Source organism: Bremerella sp. TYQ1, from assembly GCF_020150455.1.
In the GTDB taxonomy this organism is placed as follows: domain Bacteria; phylum Planctomycetota; class Planctomycetia; order Pirellulales; family Pirellulaceae; genus Bremerella; species Bremerella volcania_A.
In genome coordinates this window covers 2151347-2171752 of record NZ_CP083740.1, presented here as the reverse complement: position 1 = coordinate 2171752, position 20406 = coordinate 2151347, and the positions used below count along the sequence as shown (strand labels likewise).

The following is a 20406-nucleotide window of genomic DNA, read 5'->3' as shown; positions in this document are numbered from 1 at the left end:
TTTGCCTCGACTTTTCTGAGAAGGCGTCCTCAAGACGAGGACGCAGCACCACTGACGGGAGATCATCGCAAGGCATGTCCAGCTACCTCGTCGCACTGAATGGCCCAGATTCCGGCAAGAAATTTGTTTTGACCGGAGAAGAATACACGCTCGGACGCCACCCCGATTGCGATATCGTCGTTGAAGTGGGCGCGGTAAGTCGGTACCACGCTAAAGTAAGTAAATCGGACGCCGGTTATCGTGTTGCAGACCTAGGCAGTCGCAACGGAACATTTGTTAACGACGAGCAAATCGCCAAACCGCATCTCCTTCAGCCAGGCGATACCATCCGAATTTGTGATATCTCATTCGGATTCAAGCGTGAAGAAGAAAAACCATCGCCCAACGAGACGGTAGGGCTTCGTGCCGACGGTCCCGGCGCATTTGGCACCGTGATGGTCGACGACGACGGCGCGACTTCCACAATTATGTCGAAGTTCGAGGTTTCATCGCATTCCGGTTCCGTGCATCTAACAGCTAGTCCCGAGGTTAAGCTGAACGCGTTGTTAGAGATTACGCGGGGACTAACCGGCACGCTTTCCATGGATGAAGTGTTGCCACAAGTTTTGGACGGACTTTTCCGCATCTTCCTTCAGGCTGACCGCGGATTCATCATTTTGATGGACGATTCCGGCAAGATGGTTCCCCGCTGGACAAAGGCTCGGCGTGAGGGTGACGAGGAAGAAATTCGCATTAGCCGGACGATCGTCAAGCACGTAATGCAAACGCGTGAAGCGGTCCTTTCGGCGGACGCTGCTGCTGACTCGCGGTTTGAGATGAGTCAGAGTATTACCGACTTCAAGATTCGTTCGATCATGTGTGCTCCGCTGGTGAATGCGGATGATGAAGTGATCGGCGTGATCCAGATTGATACCCTCGATCAGCGCAAGCGATTCCAAAAAGAAGACCTGGAAGTTGCCGTCAGCGTCGGAATGCAAGCCGCAGCGGCGATTGAACGGGCCCAGTTGCACGATGCGGCGATTCGCCAGATCTCTTTTCAGCGAGATCTTCACGCGGCGAATCAGGTTCAGATTGGCTTTTTGCCCTCGGAAGAACCTAAGCTCGAGGGATACCGCTTCTATCACTATTATCTAGCAGCGAATTCGGTCGGCGGTGACTATTACGACTACATTCCGCTTCCGGATGGCGGCACGGCGATCTTGGTTGGTGACGTGGTCGGGCACGGGATTGCGGCTTCATTGATGATGGCCAAGCTGTCGGCCGAAGCCCGGTATTGCCTGGCATCCATGCCTGATCCGCAGCAGGCAGCATTTCACTTGAACAACAATTTTGCCGCCGCAACACCGGCAGATAAGTTCGTCACGTTAGCGATTGCCATCCTGCATCCGCAGTCGAACGAAATCACGCTGATCAATGCTGGGCATAATCCGCCGATCTTGCGAAAGCCCAATGGCGAATGCCAGATGATTGCGGAAGAAGAAATTGGGCTGCCGTTAGGCATCATGGAAGACATGGAGTACGAAATCGCCCGATTCACGCTTCAACCCGGCGAGATGCTCTTCATTTACACCGATGGGATCAACGAAGCGATGAATTCGCAAGGCGATCAGTTCGGTATGGATCGTATGCTTGAGTGTGTTTCTCGCCCTACCGATGACGTCGAGGTTTGCAGCAAAGCGATCATCGATGGCTGCCGCGAATTCATGGGCGACAGCCCGCAGTACGACGACATGTGCATGGTCACCATCCAGCGCCAAGCATAGGCGGATGATGTTCTGCCTCGGACGATCGAGGCAGAACGTATTCTTCACAGACCGTTATCGCTTGGCTGGAGTCGGAAGATTCTCGCTGGCGGAAGCGTCTTCCGATGTCACGGTATCGCCACCTAGGTATTCGATCCAAATGTTGCGAAACACCACAGGGTTTCCGTGGTCTTGCAACTTGATCGGTCGTGGCTCGGGAGTTTCCTGTTTGCCGGCGCCGGTCTTATTAGGGATCAGGAAATTGTCTTGAACTAGGATCCCATTGTGCTGAACGGTGATTCGAGCCGGAGCAATCTTTTTGCCTGCGTCATCAAAGCGAGCAGCGGTGAAGTAGACATCGTACGTTTGCCACGAGAGTGGAGGAAAGCACATGTTGACGTCAGGGCTTTTCGTGCGATAGAGCGATCCGCATTCATTGAATTCGCCAGGAAGCCCGAACGAATCGAGGATCTGAACTTCATAACTCTCTTGGATGTAGAGCCCGCTATTGGAACGTGCCTGCCCGGTCGCGTACGGCATGTAGGGAAGGCGAAACTCTAAATGCATGCGGAAGTCTTGGACAGGGTCCTTTGTGATCGTTCCGATCTGCAGTTCCCCTTTATCGTTGATCTTGGCGTTCAGGAAGCCTGTTTCAGGCTTGCCATCGAAGAGTACCGTGGCCCCTGAGGTCGGTTTGAGGCCAAGCAATTCGCTGCGTCGCTGAACTTTGTTGAGGACGCCCAACGTCTTTCCAGCGGCGTTGGTCACGACCGCTTTATCGTTAACGATCGTGACTTCGTAGCCGCCTTGGCTGAGCACGAGGATGTTACCGTCTCGCTTCCCGTTTAGGTCAATCTTCGCGTCGTTTCGCCAGCCGTTGCCTGGCAGCCCACCGCGTAGCTGACGAGCAACAAAATTCCCGCCACCCCGTGCGATCACCTGAATACCGGTTTTCTCGACGATACCGCCAGGCAGAATTAGCTTGCCGTAGTATTCCCCTTGGAACGCGAAATCTTCGTCCACTTCGCTCGGGTCGGTATAAGCCAACTTTTTGGGATCGGGCTTCGGTTGCGGTTTGGGCTGCGGCTTAGGTTCTGGTTTCGGGGCCGGTTTCGATTCTTCCTTGGGTTCTGGTTTAGCTTCTTCCTTCCGGTCCATTTGCGGAGGAATTCTCGGCTCTGGCTTATCAGCCGATTCCACTTCCTTTTTGTCTTCTTTAGGTTGCGGTTTCTTCGCCGGAGTTGGTTCGTTTTTCTTGGGGGCTTCCTTCTTGGGCTCCGACTTCATTTCCTTTTTCGGAGCAGCCTCTTGGGAGTCGTCTTTAGCGGCCGACTTTTTCTCTGCCGATTCTTTCTTTTGATCGCCTTTCTTCTCGGTGCGTTTCTTATCAACGTCCTTCTTTTCGGCAGGTTTGTCCGAGGGCGACATCCCTTCTTTGGCTTGTTTTTTTGGTGGCTTTGCAGGCTTGGCTTCTTTTGGGGAAGACTTTTGCGCAGACGGTTTATCCTTGTCTTTTTCTTTACGAGATGGCTTTGATGCTTCTTTGCTTTTGGCGTCTTTCTTTTCTTCTTTAGCAGCCGGCTTCTCATCCTTTTTAGGGGAAGAATCGAGTGCCCAAGCAGGTCCGACGACTAGTGAGGAAATGAGAAGGAAAGCAAGAAACGCACGATGCAAAGTCATGATGGCGGCTCCGGTGGTTAGCAGCAAACAACGTTGAGGGTAATGGGGCGAAACGACTGCTAGACCACGACGTCTTTGAGGTAAGGGAAAATTGGCTATGGAATTCTAGTTTGTCTCGAAGGGAAACAGGAATCAAGTTTGGAGAGAATCATTCTGAAATTCCTGTATGCGCACAAAAAAGCACCCAGCGGCAACTGGGTGCTTTTTGGCTCATGTCTCGGTTTTGAACCGATCGAACGGCAAAAGCGAGCTTATTCAGCTGGCTTTTCTTCTTCTTCGGCAGGTTTTTCTTCGGCATCGCCTTCTGCTGGGGCGCTGTCGCCTTCGGCCGGCATGGTGATATCTGGTTCGGACGTTTCTTCAACTGGTGGTTCGGCGGTCTTCGAGTCGCAACCGATGGAAAATACCATCAAACCCATTACCAAACAGGCCGAACACATCCACTTCAACATCGACATGGCAAAAATACTCCTAGGCATCAAAGGCAAACTATCGTGGCAGGAAAGCCATAACACGTATTGTAGGGGTTGTGGAAACCCGAAAAAACGAGTGACTTAACGTTTTCTAAATATTTTCGGGGAAGTAGGTGCGGATCAGATCAGTCATCTTGGTCACAGCGGATTTAGGACGTCCGCGCGGGTCAAGAAGGCCAGCATGCGGGAAGCGATGTGGCTGCGAATCGGAAACCTGGCTCCAAAAAACGCCCTGCACTTGCGGATGCGTGAGCAGCGCCGGCAGCACATGTTCGACAATTTCTCGTTGGGTACGGCGGCTAATACGTTCGAGGGGCTCTTCTTTTCGATTGGCGTTATAGAGTGCGTCGTCGTCGGGACGCCACGAGCTAGGCGCTGATAACGTCACAAACAGCGGCACGCCGAGAAGGCTCCAATAGTCGAGCATATCGACCACCTCGAAAAAGCCTCGGTAGTACGTTGCCGGAGACAATTCGCCAAAATTGAGTTCCAGCCCTATTCCCGTGACACCGACACGGGCGCGAACGAGTTCTTCCGCGAAATGAATAGGTGCCATTTCCCGATCGCGACTCGCCGTGTATTCGCCCCAAGGATTGGCGAAACTTACCAACAATGGCGCACGCAGCCCGCTTCCTCGAATCGTTTGAATGATATGCAGCAAGATTTGAAGTCGCTGCTCTTCTTTCAGGCTTAACGTCGTGTGATCGTTCAGGCCTGACGCGCAGTACCAAAGATCGACTCGATTTCGATAGTGCTGTAAGAGTGCCTCGGTATATTTCCCCACGGCACTTAAGATCTCGTCGAAGTCGTTTTCCCAAAGGTAAAGCCAATCGGGCGTTGAAAAACGATCCAAGCAAAACATGGGGCCAAGTACGGTCGCATGTCCTTGCTCACGAATGGCGTCCAATGTCGTGTCGACTTCCGACCAATTGAAATGCCCAACCTCTGGTTCGCAGTGCTTCCAATTTGGTTCGATCACCACCGTATTAAGGGTGTTGGTCAGCAGAGGCGTGATCTCCGCGGTCAATGGTTCCGTTAACGAAATCCCTCGGAGGAATGCCCGCTCGCCCGGTTGTTGATCGATGGCATGGTACGATGCGGTCGCGTAAACCAGCTCCAGTTGCGAAAGTCCGAGCAGTGATTGGCTCAGGCTTCGGTTGGCCATCGCATCTGCTTTCTCCGGATCATCTTTCGTTGTGGCCGCTCGCGCAAAATAACTGGTCGCGTCTTGAAGGAGTTTTTTCGTCGCATCGAGCAAATCAAGCTCGGCGTCGAGACAGGCATTCGTCAGCGTGCGGAAACGAAACAGAGTGCCGCGAGCAATCTCCAGAAGCAGATTGTAGGGTGTCTTGTTGTCGACTCGCAGAGAGCATGTCGAAAGAATCTGCGCAGAACGTCGCTCGTTGCGATACGGTATTTTTACTTTGACGCCGTCGGTTTCCAGCAATTCAAGAACGAGACGATCTTCCGAGTGTTTGATCGACGCGGTGCGTACCAATCGGTCGCTGCCTACCGCGTGAATCACGCGACAGTCATCGTCCGAGAGAGGCAAGTTGCTGGGAATTCGAAACGTTAGCTTAGGCAAAACCGCGGCTCACTTTGAAAGCTGGGGCTAATCGGGGTTGAAAATCATGGAGCTGTCCCCGCGTGATAGCACGCGCCTATCAATTCTAATCGTCGAAGATGCTCGGATGAACCACGAAAATCGACATCCAGCGGGGTATGTCGCTTGAAGCAACTGTGCCGGTAATCGAGCTCGCCGGGCTGTTTCCCGCGAAAGTCGTATGGCAAAATGCTCTGAGCGATCCGCTGCCGACGCCCAGGTTCGGGGGAGCGGAGATTTCTTTTTTGCCAAACATCTATCGAAAAACGCCTAGATTATGGGTCTTAATTATCCAGTCCGTCAGGGAAAAGTTCGCGACGTCTACGATCTGGGGGATCGCGTCTTATTGGTTGCGTCGGATCGAATTAGTGCCTTCGACTACATTCTGCCGACCCAGATTCCTGACAAAGGCCGCGTTCTGACGCAGATGAGCCAATATTGGTTCGAGACGCTGGGCATTGCCAATCATCTGATTTCAACCGATGTCCAGCAGATGGACTTGGAGGGTGATGCGGATCTTGCCGCGCTGGCTGGTCGTTCGACTTTGGCCCGCAAAACGGAAGTCGTGCCGATCGAATGTGTTGTTCGCGGATATTTGGCTGGCTCTGGCTGGAAAGAATATCAGCAGTCCCAAACGGTTTGTGGAATTAGCCTTCCGGAAGGATTGAATCAGGCTTCGAAGCTTCCAGAGCCCATATTTACGCCAGCCACCAAAGCAGAGTCGGGGCACGACGAGAACATCCCCTTCGAGCGGATGGTAGAAATTGTTGGAGCCGAGACGGCGAACTTGTTACGCGAAAAAAGCTTGGCCGTTTACGAGGCCGGAGCACAACGCGCCTTAGAGCATGGAATTATCATTGCCGACACGAAGTTTGAATGGGGCGTCGTCGATGGCGAGGTGATTTTGATCGACGAAGTACTGACGCCGGACAGCTCACGCTTCTGGCCGCAAGATCAGTATGCCGAAGGAATGAGTCCCCCATCGTTCGACAAACAGTTTGTACGCGATTGGCTGGAACAAAGCGGTTGGGACAAGAACAGTGACCCGCCGCAGTTGCCGGATGAAATCGTGCAGAAAACTCGCTCGAAGTACATAGAAGCCTTCGAGCGAATTACTGAGCAAAAGTTTCCCTGGTAGGAAGCGGAACGCGTCGCTATTTTTCGTCAGACTCTTCCGATTCGGTTTTCGCTTCGGAAGTCTCTGCTAGTGTGTCGGAAGGATTCTCCTGTTCGTTGCCGGCCGTTTCCGAGGCCGGATCTGCTTCCGCTGGCTCGGCAGGTTTGGATTTCTTTTCCAATAGCGGAAGACGTTCTGCAAGCAGTGCGTTACCACGACGGTATGGCGAGAGGACATCATCGTCATCGGTGTAGAAGTCGTATGCTTTCTGAGCCATTTCGGCGTCCTCATCATCTCGGGCCAAAGCCTCGGCGCTGCGGCCGATGCCATAGCTTGCCGCATATTTGAAGCGTGTGTCGGGGAACTCAGCCAGCGTTCGATTCTCGAAATAGTCGATGGCAGATTCATATTCATTGTCGCTGAGCGCGATCACGCCAAGATTAAAGCTGGCCAGTTCTCGCCAGAGGAGTACATTCTTACGGACGCGATCTAGAAAGAACTGCTGGACTTTCGGGTCGTCCGGAAGATCCATTCCAGCCGCTTTCAGCATTCCGAGTTGTTCGTTGGGAAGTGCGACGCGGAATTGCCGTTCCATGATGCGCGCATCCATCAGCATCGACCGAGCCCCTTTGCTTTGCGCCTCGTCTCGGAAACGACAGAGGAGCTGCAAATTGCGAGCAGTCGAAAATGGCGTCATGGTGTCGTAGATGAATCGTTCGACTTGATAGAGCGGCCCAAGCGTTGTGTCGGAAAGACGTTTGGCGATAGCCTGTTCCGCTTCGAACGGAACGGTCCACAATTGAACGTCGCTTACCCCCTTAAAGCTCGCTAGTCGATCTTTGATCGAAGACGGTTGAACGTGAACCTTTAAAGTCGAGTCACCAGACAGAACACCTTCCAGCAAGTCGGTTGCCTGGGTCAGAGACGTCGAAGGTGCTTCGATCAACAGCGTGACGTTCTTCAGGTCTTCCACAGTGACCGGATATTTGTAGTTCTCGGAAGCCATTGCCTGAAGGGCTTCCGGGTTATCAACAAGTTGCGAAAGCCTTTGAATACCGCTCCCATCGGCGAGTGAGATGGGAAGTGCGTATGCCATATCAAACAAAAACAGTTCTGATCCAATGGCAACACCAACAACTTGCGGATCCTTGTCGCCGAACTGAACCATCACTGCGTCGAGTCCTTGCTGGCGACAAAGGTGGATAAAAACCCGGGCTCGTTCCTGGGCGTCTCCTTCGTTCAGCTGAATGGCATTCCAAACATCGCGACTTGTGCCGCGCGCGAACTTGCCTTCCTCAAATTCCAAGGGACGAACCGGGTGAATGTGTCGGACTGTCCAGTCAAACAATAAGTAGGCCAACCCAAGATCGTTCGTTTGCCCCTCGTCGAGCGTCTGATTTTTTTGTGCATTTAGAAATGCCTGAATGTCGGCGGGAGGAATCTTCGTATCCCGAATCCAATCCGAGATCGTTTTCGCCCAGTAGGTACCTACGAGGAAATCGAACTCGCTTCCACGAAAAATCGCTTCGGGAAATTGCGCTGGCTGATCCAAGAAGTAGCGACTCTCTAAGTCTTGCATCCGCGGCAGGCTGCGGATCTCATCCGGGAGTTGCTCGACCATGGGATCAGGTTTCCAGGTCGGATCTAACTTTTGCGACATCAACCAGCGATTCATTCGCTGAAGCACTTCAACTTTGACGCGACCTGCGGGGTAACGATCGAGATCGCTCAGGTAGTTCAGTGCCTGATCGACGAACTGTTTCGAGCTTCCGGCATCGGTCGAGATATTCGCTTGAGTATTGTCGACTTGAGGGCGAATAACTTTGCGACTATCACAGCCAGCCATCACCATGATGGTCAGCAAAGCGATGACAGCGATTCGATGAGTGCAAGTCATGGGAGGATATTTAACCTTGGGCCGCGTCGCGAACCGCCAATACACGTTTGATTAAGGATTCCATTTCCGCCAGCGGCACCATGTTCGGGCCGTCGCTCGGAGATTGATCCGGATTGGGATGCGTTTCCAGGAACAAGCCATCAATGCCCATTGCCGCGGCAGCCATCGCAAGTGGCTTTACCATTTCTCGGTTACCGCCGGTTTGACTGCCAAGCCCGCCAGGCTCTTGGACGCTGTGCGTCGCGTCGAATACCACCGGAACGCCAAGCGATCGCATCTGCGGAAGACTTCGCATGTCGTTGACAAGCCGGCCGTAACCGAAGAATGTCCCTCGCTCGGTCAGCAATGTTTCGTGGGCACCAGCCTCACGAAGCTTTTCGACGACATGTTTCATGTCCCAAGGGGCCATGAATTGCCCCTTCTTCACGTTAACCGTTTTGCCGGTCTGAGCTGCGGCAACGAGGAGATCGGTTTGCCGAGCAAGGAACGCGGGCACTTGAAGGATGTCACACACTTCACCGACGGCCGCCGCTTGTTGCGACTCATGAAAGTCGGTCGTGACAGGGACATTGAATTCGTTACGAACGGCTTCGAGAAGTTTCAGGCCATCTTGCAGGCCTAAACCTCTATACGAATGAATGCTAGTACGGTTCGCTTTATCGAATGACGCTTTGAAAACGTATTGAACAGGATACCGCTGGGCGATTTCACAGATTTGTTCCGCGATTTGAAATGCCAAGTCGCGCGACTCAAGGACGCACGGTCCAGCAATAAGAAGCAGTTTCCCTTCGGTATTAAGGGAAAACGTCGAGGTTGTGGTGGCCGATGGGTTCAAGTGCGATCTCGTTCAAAGAGGGGAAGTATCCATCCTATTTTCCCGCCAAGCTTTCTCCCAGGGTGCCTCTGGTTAATTCTTCGCAAAGAGGAGGCCCGGTCAGCTCAGTCACTCTATTCTGACACGAGACGAGCAAAATTCCCATCACTAAGAAGGGAAGTGCTTGGGGATACGCCGGCCGGGGTGCCTATCGCGATTTCTGTTGCGGCACAATCAACGGCAAGTAGCTAGGCTGAACGGAAATGGTCGTATCGGTAAATCCGGCAGGATCGCCGTCGGTTTGCAGCGGAATAGGAATCGTTGGTGATGTAAGGATGGCGGACCGTGCCCGAAACGTCTTCACATCGCTCCGACGGCCGAGGGTTCCGGATAGAAGCGACGTGATATACGACCCTGTCGACCAAAATCCCTTTTGCGTTAAAACGCAGATATCGAGAATGCCATCGTCCGGCTTGGCGTTCGGAGCCATTTCCAGGCCGAGCGCGTAACGAGGCACATTGAACGCGAAGGCCCAGTATCCTTCGGTTTGCGTCCGCGTTCCATCTTCCAACTCGATATCGAGTTCTAACTGCGGATATTCATATTGTGCCAACATCTGAAACGTGGGGCGGACGTAGTGCAGTTTCGTGAGGTGTCCGTTTCGTTGACGATGAACTCGATGGACAACTTCGGCCTCGAATCCTGCCGAAAGCATCAACATAAACGTCCGGTCGCCGCACTTTCCGGCATCGATTCGCTGGACTTTTCGTTTGGAAAGCATCTTGGCAAACGCCCCGATGTCAGTCGGAATCTGCAGATACTTCGCCAGAACGTTTTCCGTGCCCGCGGGGTAGATTGCGATTGGGACTTTTCCCTCGGTTTGTCCCGCGATCATTGCGGCGGTCCCATCACCTCCGACCGAAACAATGAAATCTGGCCGTGGCTGGGAATCGTCGTTCCAGCAGTCGGTCAATCGCTGGGGAGAGTTCATCTCGACCGATTGAAGCCCCATGTCGCTGAGCAATGCGCGCAAACGAGCATGACGCTGAGGTTTGTCAAAGCCTCCGGCAATGCGATTAATAAACAGCCATGCCGTACCTGTCGAAGTTGCAGGAGGGCTTTCGGTAAATGTCACAGGAGCGACGTCCTTGGTGATTAACAACGCTATTCAACATTAAGAAGCGACACTCCATCCTATCGAGCCGCCCTTGAAAAACGAAGATTGAAGTTAAAACGTGTCATATTGAGACATTTTAGGGGCATCGTTTGACTGCGTATGGCGATATCTCAAAATGAAAATCTACGGTGATGACGTAAGTCTTTTGATAGATATGAGATAAGGGAAGCTGTCTCGATCCTGGACGAAAAGTAAGTAAATTTCGCGAGAAAAATGGTCCTGTGCGGGGGTGTGTATTATTTCTTTGTGGGATCTTGCTGCAGCTCTGCAAAATACCCATCGGTGTGGATTTATGTACGTTGCCGGTACTGATTTTTAAAGTGTTTGTATGCAATGACTTGGGGTAAATATGAAGATTTTCTCGTGGTTTGGTTCGCCAATTGCATCTAATGCGGGCATCGGCTCCTCGGAGGAGTCGGTAAGCTGGCCCGTGGGGCCGCTGTCGAACTTAAGCTGGATGGTTTGCCTTGCCCCTGACGATTCAGCTTCTCCAACGCGGGTTGGTACGACAGCGGTCCCTCGATTTTTTTTCTTGCCCAGACTTCCCTGCTTCACGACTCAGCGGAGCGTCTGAAGGAAGTCGCCCAATACCTGAGATCAATGTCCTGGCGCTCCTTTGGCAGGAAAGTCGGTAAATCCTTCAGATGATTCTAAAATCAATGGGTAGGGTAAGTTGACGCACCCCAAGAGCTTCTGTATCTTGGAGCGTTTTGATTCGCAGCCTGCGAATAAGCCAGCGTAGCTTCAATTGGCAGAGCACAGCATTCGTAATGCTGGGGTTACGAGTTCGACTCTCGTCGCTGGCTCTTCTTATTTCCCAAATGCGAACGGGTAATCGACTCGCTTCACGGCATTCAGATTGTATCAAGCGAGCTCTGAATCAGCCGAGGATTCGATTACCCTGGCCATCTCCCCCGAGTTTTCGCACTTGGGCGTCGAAAGAAAACGTTTGGAGCCCCGTTGATGATTCAAGGAATCGATTTCGATCTCAAGAGCGTTGTTCTCACGAATTCGTCCTTCGGTCCGGAGGAAATTCGTCAGATCCTGCGAACGGTGGGACGCGACTACAACGCTTATTCAACGCTTCGCGACAGCGTTTCCGAATTGGAAGGCCAATCGGAAGAACGTTCGCCGGCCACCAACGTCCGTTTGGGCGTTTGCCAGTTCATCATGGGGAATTACCCAGGTGCCGTTCAAACGCTCGCAGCCGCGGACGGAGGTGCATTGGCGCACTTCTATCTCGGTCGCAGCTACTTCTGCATGCAGGAATTCGATAAGGCAATCGAAGCCTTTCAGTCGGCTCAAACCGCTGGCTACAACAAGGATGATTGCCAGCTGGGCATTGTGGAATCGCTGCGAAGTAAGGGCGATTCGGAGCAAGCTCTGCAGATTCTGGACAACATGTTTGGTCCAATCGAATCGACCGCAAATTACCTGTATCAGCGTGGTGCCACGATTGCTTCGTTGGGTGGAAATCCTGATGAAGTCGTCGCGTTGTACGAACGTGCTGTCGAATCCGATCCTGGTCACGCAGGTGCATTGTTCGGCCTGGCATTGGAAAACGACCGCCGTGGCAACGATGTTCAGGCACTTCAGCTTTATCAAAACGCGGCTGCGGTGTTCCCAACGCACGTCGGAGCTTTGCTGAATCTCGGGCTTCTGCATGAAGACCGTGGTGAATACGACCGAGCGACCCACTGCTATCAGCGTGTGCTCGACTCGTACCCGACCGAAAAGCGGGCTCGCATGTACCTGAAAGATGCCCAGGCATCGGGGGACATGTACTACGACGAAGAAGAGCAAAAGAAACGCGATCGCATGTCGCAGGTGCTCAGCATCCCTGTGACCGACTTCGAGCTCTCCGTTCGCAGCCGAAATTGCCTGCAGAAGATGGGCATTATGACGCTTGGCGATCTGTGCCGCTGCTCGGAGCAGGAACTGCTCGCAAGTAAGAACTTCGGCGAAACGTCGTTGATCGAGATTCGTGACATGCTGCGTTCCAAGGGGTTGGAACTCGGTCAGATGTCGAACGAAAAGCCCTCTACTCCAGAAGTGGCTTACGACACTTCCGGGCTGTCGCCGGACGAGCAGGCTTTGCTCGATCGCCCGATTGCCGAACTCAGCCTGTCGGTTCGTGCTCGCAAGTGCATGGTTCGCTTGGGTATTTCGACCATTGGCGAACTGGTTCGTCGCACCGGTGATGAATTGCTGGAGTGCAAGAACTTCGGTGTTACTAGCTTGAACGAAGTTCGCGAAAAGCTGACTTCCTACAATCTGAAGCTTCGCGGCGACTAATTTTCGCTGCCTGGCAGAGACTGCACACTCAATGAACCCATGCGGTAAGCCGTGTGGGTTTTTTTCATGGAGCGTCGAGACACTTTGGAACAAACGACCCCCAATCGACCAGCGGAAAGCGACTGGTTCAAGTATCAGCTGAAGCATCAGGACGGAACCTCGAAGGCGCGCCGCGGTGAGTTTGTAACGCCCCATGGTGCCGTGCAAACGCCTGCGTTCATGCCGGTTGGTACTCAGGGGACGGTGAAAGGACTCGAGATCGGAATGGTTCGTGAGACCGGGGCCGAGATGATCCTGGGCAATACTTACCATCTGTCTTTGCGGCCGGGAGATGATGTTGTTGCCGACCTGGGCGGGCTCCACAAGTTCATGAATTGGCAGGGACCGATCCTGACCGACAGTGGTGGATTTCAAATATTCAGTCTCGCTCAAATGCGAAAGATCACCGAGAAAGAGGCGGTCTTTCAGTCTCATATCGACGGTCGAAAGATTCATCTTTCGCCAGAGCGAAGCATCGAGATTCAAGAAAACCTTGGTAGCGACATCGCCATGGTGCTTGATCACGTGGTGGAGTTGCCGAACGAAACCAAAGTCATTCGCGAGGCGATGGACCGCTCGATTCGCTGGGCCCAACGCTGCCAGGATGCCGCAACGCGAAAAGATCAGGCACAATTCGCCATCGTTCAGGGAGGTCTGGATGAAGGGCTACGTGTTGAATGTGCCGAGCGACTAGGTGAGCTCGAATTTCCTGGCTATGCCATCGGTGGGTTGAGTGTCGGTGAGCCACCCCCGGAAATGTACCGAATATTGGACGCGACTTGCCCTGCCCTGCCAGCGGAAAAGCCACGTTACTTGATGGGCGTGGGCCGACCGGAAGATTTGCTGGAGGGGATTCGTCGCGGGGTCGATCTGTTCGACTGCGTGATGCCCACGCGAAACGGTCGCAATGCGTTAGCGTTCACCGACCAGGGAACCGTTCGCCTGCGAAATGCTAAGTACCAGCGCGATTCGACGCCGCTCGATCCGAAGAGCGTGCCTCAAGTGGCTGGCTTGAGCAGAGCCTATTTTCGGCATCTCTTTATGGCAAAAGAGATGCTAGGGCCGATCCTGTTGTCGCTGCATAACGTGGCGTACTATCAGCGGTTGATGCGTGAGGCTCGTGCTGCGATTGAAGAAGATCGGTTCGAGTCTTATTACGAAGAGAAGATGCGAGGCTGGGCTTCCGGCGGCTAATTCTCTTCGATTCTTCATCAAGTTTGTGAATCCTTCGCGGTTATGCGGACTCTAAGAGAATGTACGCTGATTCTGCGCGCCCACCACGAAGGAGTTTCTTATGAGTGTCGCCTCGCTTGCTGCCCGTTGTTATGGGGCTGTTGTCGGGCTTTTGTTTCTGGTTGGACCGTTTGTTCTTAACGCTTTGGCAGATGACTGGCCGCAGTGGATGGGGCCCCAGCGAGACGACGTTTACCGCGAATCTGGCGTGATTGATTCTATCCCCGAAGAGGGGCTGAAGGTGAAGTGGCGAGTGCCGATTGCCGGAGGCTATGCTGGTCCAGCGGTCGCCGATGGCCGAGTGTTTGTGACCGATTACGTTGCCCAGACGAACGAAATTTCTAATAACCCTGGGGCTCGCCAAGATCGTCAGGGGAAAGAACGTGTTCTGGCATTCGATGAAGAGACCGGCGATAAGCTGTGGGAGTATTCCTACGATCGGCCCTACTCGATCAGTTATGCGGTAGGGCCTCGCTGCACTCCCACTGTGGATGGAGACCATCTGTATTGGATTGGTGCCGAGGGAGACTTGGTATGCCTGGAAGTTGAAACTGGAAAGCCGGTTTGGAAGCGAAGCCTTGTCGCGGATTTCGGGGCCGAGATTCCCATCTGGGGGGTGGCAGGTCATCCGCTTGTGAACGGTGAGATGCTTTACGTCATGGTCGGCGGAAAAGGCCAAGGGGTTGTCGCTCTGGATAAGCGGACCGGAAAAGTTCTTTGGAAGTCGCTTGATTCCAAGATGGGTTATGCCCCGCCAGTGATCGTTGAAGCAGGTGAAACGCGTCAATTGATCATCTATCACCCTGAAGGCGTGGCTTCGCTGAATCCCAAGTCGGGTGAAAAATATTGGGAGATTCCACTCACTCCTTCGTTTGAAATGTCGATTGCTCGACCAATGGTGGATGGTAATCGAATGTATGCCAGCGGCATTCAGGCGGAGTCGGTCATGATCGAGCTGGCCGATGATCAGCCTGCTGCGAAGGCTCTGTGGCGTGGCGAACGGAAAGAGGCCGTTTACAGTGGAACGTCCACGCCAATCTTTGTGGATGGTGTTCTGTATGGCAGCGACTGTAACGTTGGCAGTTTTATCGCGGTTAATGGCGAAAATGGTGAGCGATACTGGGAAACATTCGAGGCGACTCGGCCTGATGTGACCCGGTTTATTAAGCATGGAACCGCATTTGTTACTCGTTTGGGCGAGTCGAATCGCTATCTGATCTTTAGCGAAGTAGGAGATCTGCTAGTCGCGGAACTCTCCAAGGAAGGCTTCAGGTCTTTGGGGCGATTCCATGTGCTGGAACCGACAAGCGAAGCATTTGGGCGATCGGTGGTCTGGACTCACCCTGCCTATGCGAATCAAACAGGTTATTTCCGAAACGATAAAGAACTGGTCGCCGTCGATCTCGGCAGCAAATAAGTGTATCGGGGTGGTTTGGGCAAGCCCTGCCGCGATGAACCAAGAGGCGGAAGGCGAAAGGTGGTCGATGTGGCCACCTTTCGCTGTTTTTGGGGGGATTGGCCGCTATTGCCGGTATAGAACGAAACTCTTATCATGAGCGGTTTCCATGTGCTGTCACTTTGTGGACGGTACAAAACGAGTCCATTCTCGAGGTGGTTCTGACCTTCTTCAGGCATCGCTGTGGTGGCTATTAAGCCAATCAGGTGTTGTCTAAGCAGCGGAATGCTATCAGGGAACCAGGCAAGCGGTAGAAAGCGTCGGCGGAAATGTTTGATTTGACGGCATGGCCGGTTCACATCTTGGCACAAGACGGCGGTTTCGCGAATCCTCTTACTTGGCTGCCGATTATTGCGATTCTGGTGCTGGGTTATTTCATGCTGGTCCGACCCGAGCAGAAAAAAGCTTCGGATGTCCGGAAAATGCTGGACGGGATCAAGAAGAATGACCGCGTGGAAACGATCGGTGGGATCATTGCCACGGTGGTTAGCGTGAAGAAAGACCAGCAAGAGGTCGTACTTCGCCTGGACGATAAGTCGGGGACGGAGATGCGGGTTCGCATGCGAGCGATCGCCGGAGTTCTCTCGAAAGAGGGAAAGCCGAGCGATAACGCCGAATCCTGATTTCCCATGTCACCGACTTGAATGGATGATTCACGGACGAATTCCCCTTTCCATATTCAACCATACGACTTGCCTGGGAATAGCGAAAGTTCCAAGGCTTGGAGACACGCAATGCAGAAGAGTTGCACGATTTTTGCTGTCATGCTCGTGCTGACGCTGACGGTCACTATGTTGCCGGGCGTCGATTTCGGGCTGGATGCCGGCGGAAGTTCGTGGCTGGGCTCAACGGCAATGGCACAAGAAACGCCAGCCACCGAGGTCCCTACCCCGAGCACCCAAGTTGCTCCAGCGGAAACGCCGAGTTCTGGTACTTCTCAAACCTTAAACGTGCTGGGAATTATCTTCCTGACGTTGGTTGTTCCTTACGTCCTCGGCGTATGGTTGGCCAGCGCCATTCGGCTTCCCGACATGGGGAGAAAGCTGGGGGTGATTCTCGCCAGCTTGGTTTGTAGTGTCACTGTCTGCTTCCTGCTGTGGCCTCCGAAATTTGGTATCGACCTGCAGGGTGGTGTCATTCTCGTTTACGAAGTGGACGAGCAAGCCAGCTTGGATTTGTTGGCGGCTGACAGTTCGCCCGGCGAAACACCGTTCGACTTAACGCCGCAAAAGCAACTGGAACAAGGGACCGCTCAGCTGATCACTCAGCTGCAGAAGCGAATTAACCCATCCGGTGTTTCCGAAGTGGTTATTCGTCCTTACGGCGAAAACCAGGTCGAAGTGATCGTGCCGCAAGCCGAATCGTCCGACTTGGAATCGATCAAGCGACTGATCACCAAAGCGGGTGTTCTCGACTTTATGATCGTGGCCAACAAGCAAGACCACGACTATCTAATCACGCGTGCTCAAGACGAAGCTCAGATCGGCGTCACGTACGTGACCGACCGCGAAGGTAAGCGTATCGGTCGTTGGGTTCGCGTCGATGACGATGCTCGCGGATCGGTCGGCGAAAGCAACTTCTCCGATCCAAGCCTGACGCCCTACCTCAACAGCCAACGGCACCTCGTTCGTGGCGGTGGGCCTGGCATTCCGTTTGAGGTCCTCATGCGAGTCGAGCGACCTGAGTTCCGCCTCGGTGGTAAGCACCTTTCTTCGGCGGCAATCGCTCGTGATGAGTACAACAAGCCAGCCGTTGGTTTCGAGTTCGGCGTTGACGGTGCAAACCGTATGGGACGGCTTTCTCAGGAAAACCTGAGCGAACAAAACATTCCGCGAAAGCTTGGGATCGTGATGGATAACTATCTGATCTCGGCGCCGCGAATTAATGCGATGATCACCGACAGCGGTATCATCACCGGCGATTTCACGCAGCAGGAAGTTTCTGACCTGGTTCAGGTGCTTCGCAGTGGTAAGCTGCCGGTTGTCTTGCGAAAAGAACCGATCAGCGAACAGAAAATCAGCGCCACACTTGGTGACGACACGATCCGCAAAGGGACCGTCGCGATTACGGTTTCGTTGATCGCCGTGTTGGTCTTCATGGCTATCTATTACCGCGTCGCCGGTTTGGTGGCCTGCTTCGCGCTGCTGTTCAACTTGGTGCTGATCCTGGCCATCATGATCGCCATTAAAGCTGACTTGACGCTGCCCGGTATCGCCGGTTTGGTGCTGACGGTCGGTATGGCAGTCGACGCGAACGTGCTGATCTACGAGCGTATCCGCGAAGAAATCAATGGCGGAGCTTCTCTGCGAGTTGCGTTGTCCAACGGTTTCGGCAAAGCGATGTCGACCATTGTCGACGCAAATATCACCACGCTGATTACCGCCGCTGTGTTGTACCGAATCGGTACCGACCAGGTTCGTGGTTTTGCCGTGACGTTGTTCGTCGGTATTTTGATGAGTATGTTCACCGCGATTTACGTTTCGCGAGGCATCTTTGACATTCTGGAAAAGAAGCGAATTCTTACCACGCTGAGGTTCATGCCTTCTGCTTCCAGCATTGGCTTCGACTTCATCGGTAAGAAGCGTATCGCTGCGATGATCTCGTTGGTTGTCATCCTGGTCGGCATGATTGGGGTGAGTGTCCGCGGTAAGGATATCTTCGACATCGACTTCAACGGTGGTTCGTCGGTTCAGGTCTACCTGAAAGAAGCGATGCCAATTTCTGAAGTTCGTAGCAAGCTGACCGATGTTCTGCCTGACCTGTCGGTGAGTGCGGTGACGTTGGAAGGCCACGAAGATCGAATCTATAAAGTCGACACCTCGATGTCGGAATACGGTCAGTTGGGCAAAGTCCAATTGACTGACCGGACTGGGGCAACTGCCGAAGTTGATCTTGCAGGCGTCGAATCGCTGACCGAGATCATTAAGAAGTTGGCTGCGGCTGAAGTCGGCATCGCGGTTCTGCCAAATCCGGATGGCGATGGCGTCGAATTCCAGGACGAAACAGGAGCCGATTCTGGTTCCATGTCGGTCAAGAATGTCGACGACGACACCCAGACGGCCGATCATCTGCGAATGAACTTCAGTACCGATGCACTGCGTTACAACACCGGCCAAATTCCGGCGGGCGTGCAAGTGGTGCAGGATCGGATCGCCCAAGTCTTTACCGGACCAAACGGCGAGAGCCTGCTGATGATGCATAACATGGACTTTGCTCAGCCTGCTGCCGCTCCTGGGGCTTCGGCTTCGACGCCGGCTACTAGTGAAGAAGCACCGGCAACCGAAGAGCCCATGACATCTTCCGAGCCAGAGCCGATGACGGAAGAGGAACCAGCCTCGGATGAATCGGAAGAAAAGCCAGAAGGTGACATGCAATCGTTCATGGCTCCTGTTTCCAGCCGCTTGTTTGCCTTGTTGCCGTGGCAGGTGACTTTGGATGTCCTGCTGCAGGAAGATGGGGGCGAAGAAGAGCCTGCTTCGGAAGGTGAAGCTTCAGGGGAATCTCCTGCTGAGGAGAAACCTGCAGAAGAAACGCCAAGCGAGGAAAAGCCAGCGGAAGAGGCTCCAGCCGAAGATAAGCCTGCTGAGGAATCGCCGATGCAGGAACCTTCGGAAGAAGCCAAGCCTATGGAAGAATCGCCGGCACCTATGGAGGAAGCTCCCGCGGAAGAAACTCCTGCCGAAGAGTCTCCGATGACGCCGACTCCGATGGGAGAGGCTCCCCAGGCTTCCCCGGAAAATCCATTGGCGACGCCAGAAGCGGAGGCGGAAGCACCACGCTTCCAGACCGAAACGGAACTGACTTTTGACGAAAAGATCAGTGCTGATACGGTGCGAACGCTGATCAAGGATGCAGCCAATGCTCTTTCGGTTGTTCCGCCGGAGGTTTCACTCCTCGATGGCGAAGGGCAAACGCTGCCAGTTGATAGCCGCGTAAGCCAGGCGACTTGGACAGTTAAGCTTTCGACACAACCTGCGGAATCGGCCAAGATCTTGGAGCAAGCCAGCAAGAAGCTCGACTCGACGCCAGTCTGGCCCTCGTCCAGCAAGATCGGTAGCAAAGTGGCTGGCGACATGCAGACGATGGCAATCTTGGCGATTGCTTTCTGTTTGATCGGGATCGTGGGCTACATCTGGTTCCGCTTCCAAAGCGTTGCCTTCGGTGTTGCCGCTGTCGTGGCATTGGTTCACGACGTGTTAGTCACGCTCGGGTTTATTGCACTGAGTGTCTGGCTCGCTCCTGTCTTCGGTTTCCTTCAGGTGACCGAATTCAAGATCAGCCTGCCGGTGGTGGCTGCGTTCCTGACGATCATTGGTTACTCGCTCAACGATACGATCGTGATCTTCGACCGTATCCGCGAAGTCCGCGGTAAGAGCCCTGACTTGACCAGTGAGATGATCAACCTCAGCATCAACCAAACGCTCGGTCGTACGTTGTTGACCTCGATCACGACGTTGATCGTGGTGTTGATCCTGTACTTCATCGGCGGTGAAGGCATCCATAGCTTCTCGTTCTCGCTGGTGATCGGCGTCATCGCTGGTACGTACAGCACGGTGTTTATCGCATGCCCGGTTCTGCTGTGGCTGATGAATCGTGATAAGAGCGAAAAGAAAGCAGAAGCTTAATCGCGGCGAAAGCCCTCAGCTTTGCTAACCGTTAAACTTTACGAAGGCGGCATCTTGTGATGCCGCCTTCTTTTTTTGCGCCGGATTCGTCGACGGTCACTCGAACTGCGCCGCGCAAGCATCGCGTACTGGGATGTAGTGAGCATTGTTCCTTCTAGTTGAATCAGGTGCCGCTGCCGGCATGTGCTTGGCCCTTTGGTTTCCGTCGAGTCGGGCGACTGGTCTTCGCTCGTCTCTTGTGGCGGCGGCACCTTG

Annotated in this window: 13 protein-coding genes and 1 tRNA gene; 8 read left to right on the top strand and 6 right to left on the bottom strand. The window is 53.6% G+C overall.

Annotated elements, in window-relative coordinates; genetic code table 11:
• Positions 1-74 precede the first annotated feature (74 nt).
• A complete protein-coding gene (locus LA756_RS08215; RefSeq protein WP_224439389.1) occupies positions 75-1763 on the top strand; it encodes a SpoIIE family protein phosphatase in 1689 nt (562 codons plus the stop codon).
• 54 nt (positions 1764-1817) lie between these two features.
• On the opposite strand, the gene LA756_RS08210 is transcribed toward LA756_RS08215, so the two are convergent.
• From LA756_RS08210 to LA756_RS08200, 3 genes are all read right to left on the bottom strand, one after another.
• Positions 1818-3422, bottom strand: coding sequence for a DUF1080 domain-containing protein (locus LA756_RS08210; RefSeq protein WP_224439388.1), 1605 nt, complete (start codon positions 3420-3422; stop codon positions 1818-1820).
• A 251-nt stretch (positions 3423-3673) separates the two neighbouring features.
• A complete protein-coding gene (locus LA756_RS08205) occupies positions 3674-3880 on the bottom strand; it encodes a hypothetical protein (RefSeq protein ID WP_224439387.1) in 207 nt (68 codons plus the stop codon).
• A gap of 106 nt (positions 3881-3986) precedes the next feature.
• Entirely contained in the window at positions 3987-5420 is a 1434-nt protein-coding gene (locus tag LA756_RS08200) for a hypothetical protein (RefSeq protein ID WP_224439386.1), read from the bottom strand.
• A gap of 355 nt (positions 5421-5775) precedes the next feature.
• Between LA756_RS08200 and LA756_RS08195 the strand changes: the two genes are divergently transcribed.
• On the top strand, positions 5776-6636 hold the full coding sequence (locus LA756_RS08195; protein WP_224439385.1) for a phosphoribosylaminoimidazolesuccinocarboxamide synthase: 861 nt from the start codon (positions 5776-5778) through the stop codon (positions 6634-6636).
• 16 nt (positions 6637-6652) lie between these two features.
• On the opposite strand, the gene LA756_RS08190 is transcribed toward LA756_RS08195, so the two are convergent.
• The 3 genes from LA756_RS08190 to LA756_RS08180 form a co-directional block, all read right to left on the bottom strand.
• Positions 6653-8512, bottom strand: coding sequence for a tol-pal system YbgF family protein (locus tag LA756_RS08190; RefSeq protein WP_224439384.1), 1860 nt, complete (start codon positions 8510-8512; stop codon positions 6653-6655).
• Between the two features lie 10 nt (positions 8513-8522).
• Positions 8523-9347 (bottom strand): 3-deoxy-8-phosphooctulonate synthase, encoded by an 825-nt coding sequence (gene kdsA / locus LA756_RS08185; protein WP_224439383.1) that lies wholly within the window; start codon positions 9345-9347, stop codon positions 8523-8525.
• Between the two features lie 187 nt (positions 9348-9534).
• A complete protein-coding gene (locus LA756_RS08180; RefSeq protein ID WP_224439382.1) occupies positions 9535-10461 on the bottom strand; it encodes a diacylglycerol kinase family protein in 927 nt (308 codons plus the stop codon).
• A 774-nt stretch (positions 10462-11235) separates the two neighbouring features.
• On the opposite strand from LA756_RS08180, the gene LA756_RS08175 reads away from it, so the two are divergent.
• From LA756_RS08175 to secD, 6 genes are all read left to right on the top strand, one after another.
• Positions 11236-11309 (top strand) — tRNA-Thr (locus LA756_RS08175).
• Between the two features lie 157 nt (positions 11310-11466).
• Positions 11467-12798, top strand: coding sequence for a DNA-directed RNA polymerase subunit alpha C-terminal domain-containing protein (locus LA756_RS08170; RefSeq protein WP_224439381.1), 1332 nt, complete (start codon positions 11467-11469; stop codon positions 12796-12798).
• A gap of 66 nt (positions 12799-12864) precedes the next feature.
• On the top strand, positions 12865-14031 hold the full coding sequence (tgt, locus tag LA756_RS08165) for a tRNA guanosine(34) transglycosylase Tgt (protein ID WP_224439380.1): 1167 nt from the start codon (positions 12865-12867) through the stop codon (positions 14029-14031).
• Positions 14032-14131: 100 nt separating this feature from the next.
• The gene (locus LA756_RS08160; protein ID WP_224439379.1) at positions 14132-15487 is read left to right on the top strand and encodes a PQQ-binding-like beta-propeller repeat protein; all 1356 of its coding nucleotides are present in this window, start codon (positions 14132-14134) and stop codon (positions 15485-15487) included.
• A 308-nt stretch (positions 15488-15795) separates the two neighbouring features.
• Complete coding sequence (gene yajC, locus LA756_RS08155; RefSeq protein WP_224439378.1) at positions 15796-16149, top strand: preprotein translocase subunit YajC; 354 nt, start codon at positions 15796-15798, stop codon at positions 16147-16149.
• A 111-nt stretch (positions 16150-16260) separates the two neighbouring features.
• A complete protein-coding gene (secD, locus tag LA756_RS08150) occupies positions 16261-20151 on the top strand; it encodes a protein translocase subunit SecD (protein ID WP_224439377.1) in 3891 nt (1296 codons plus the stop codon).
• The last annotated feature ends 255 nt before the right edge of the window (positions 20152-20406 follow it).

Excerpts from the sequence above, each read along its gene's own strand:
- secD (WP_224439377.1), top strand. The coding sequence starts at position 16,261 with ATGCAGAAGAGTTGCACGATTTTTGCTGTCATGCTCGTGCTGACGCTG.
- LA756_RS08190 (WP_224439384.1), bottom strand. The coding sequence starts at position 8,512 with ATGACTTGCACTCATCGAATCGCTGTCATCGCTTTGCTGACCATCATG.
- LA756_RS08215 (WP_224439389.1), top strand. The coding sequence starts at position 75 with ATGTCCAGCTACCTCGTCGCACTGAATGGCCCAGATTCCGGCAAGAAA.
- LA756_RS08195 (WP_224439385.1), top strand. The coding sequence starts at position 5,776 with ATGGGTCTTAATTATCCAGTCCGTCAGGGAAAAGTTCGCGACGTCTAC.
- LA756_RS08205 (WP_224439387.1), bottom strand. The coding sequence starts at position 3,880 with ATGTCGATGTTGAAGTGGATGTGTTCGGCCTGTTTGGTAATGGGTTTG.
- yajC (WP_224439378.1), top strand. The coding sequence starts at position 15,796 with ATGTTTGATTTGACGGCATGGCCGGTTCACATCTTGGCACAAGACGGC.
- LA756_RS08170 (WP_224439381.1), top strand. The coding sequence starts at position 11,467 with ATGATTCAAGGAATCGATTTCGATCTCAAGAGCGTTGTTCTCACGAAT.
- tgt (WP_224439380.1), top strand. The coding sequence starts at position 12,865 with ATGGAGCGTCGAGACACTTTGGAACAAACGACCCCCAATCGACCAGCG.
- LA756_RS08210 (WP_224439388.1), bottom strand. The coding sequence starts at position 3,422 with ATGACTTTGCATCGTGCGTTTCTTGCTTTCCTTCTCATTTCCTCACTA.
- LA756_RS08160 (WP_224439379.1), top strand. The coding sequence starts at position 14,132 with ATGAGTGTCGCCTCGCTTGCTGCCCGTTGTTATGGGGCTGTTGTCGGG.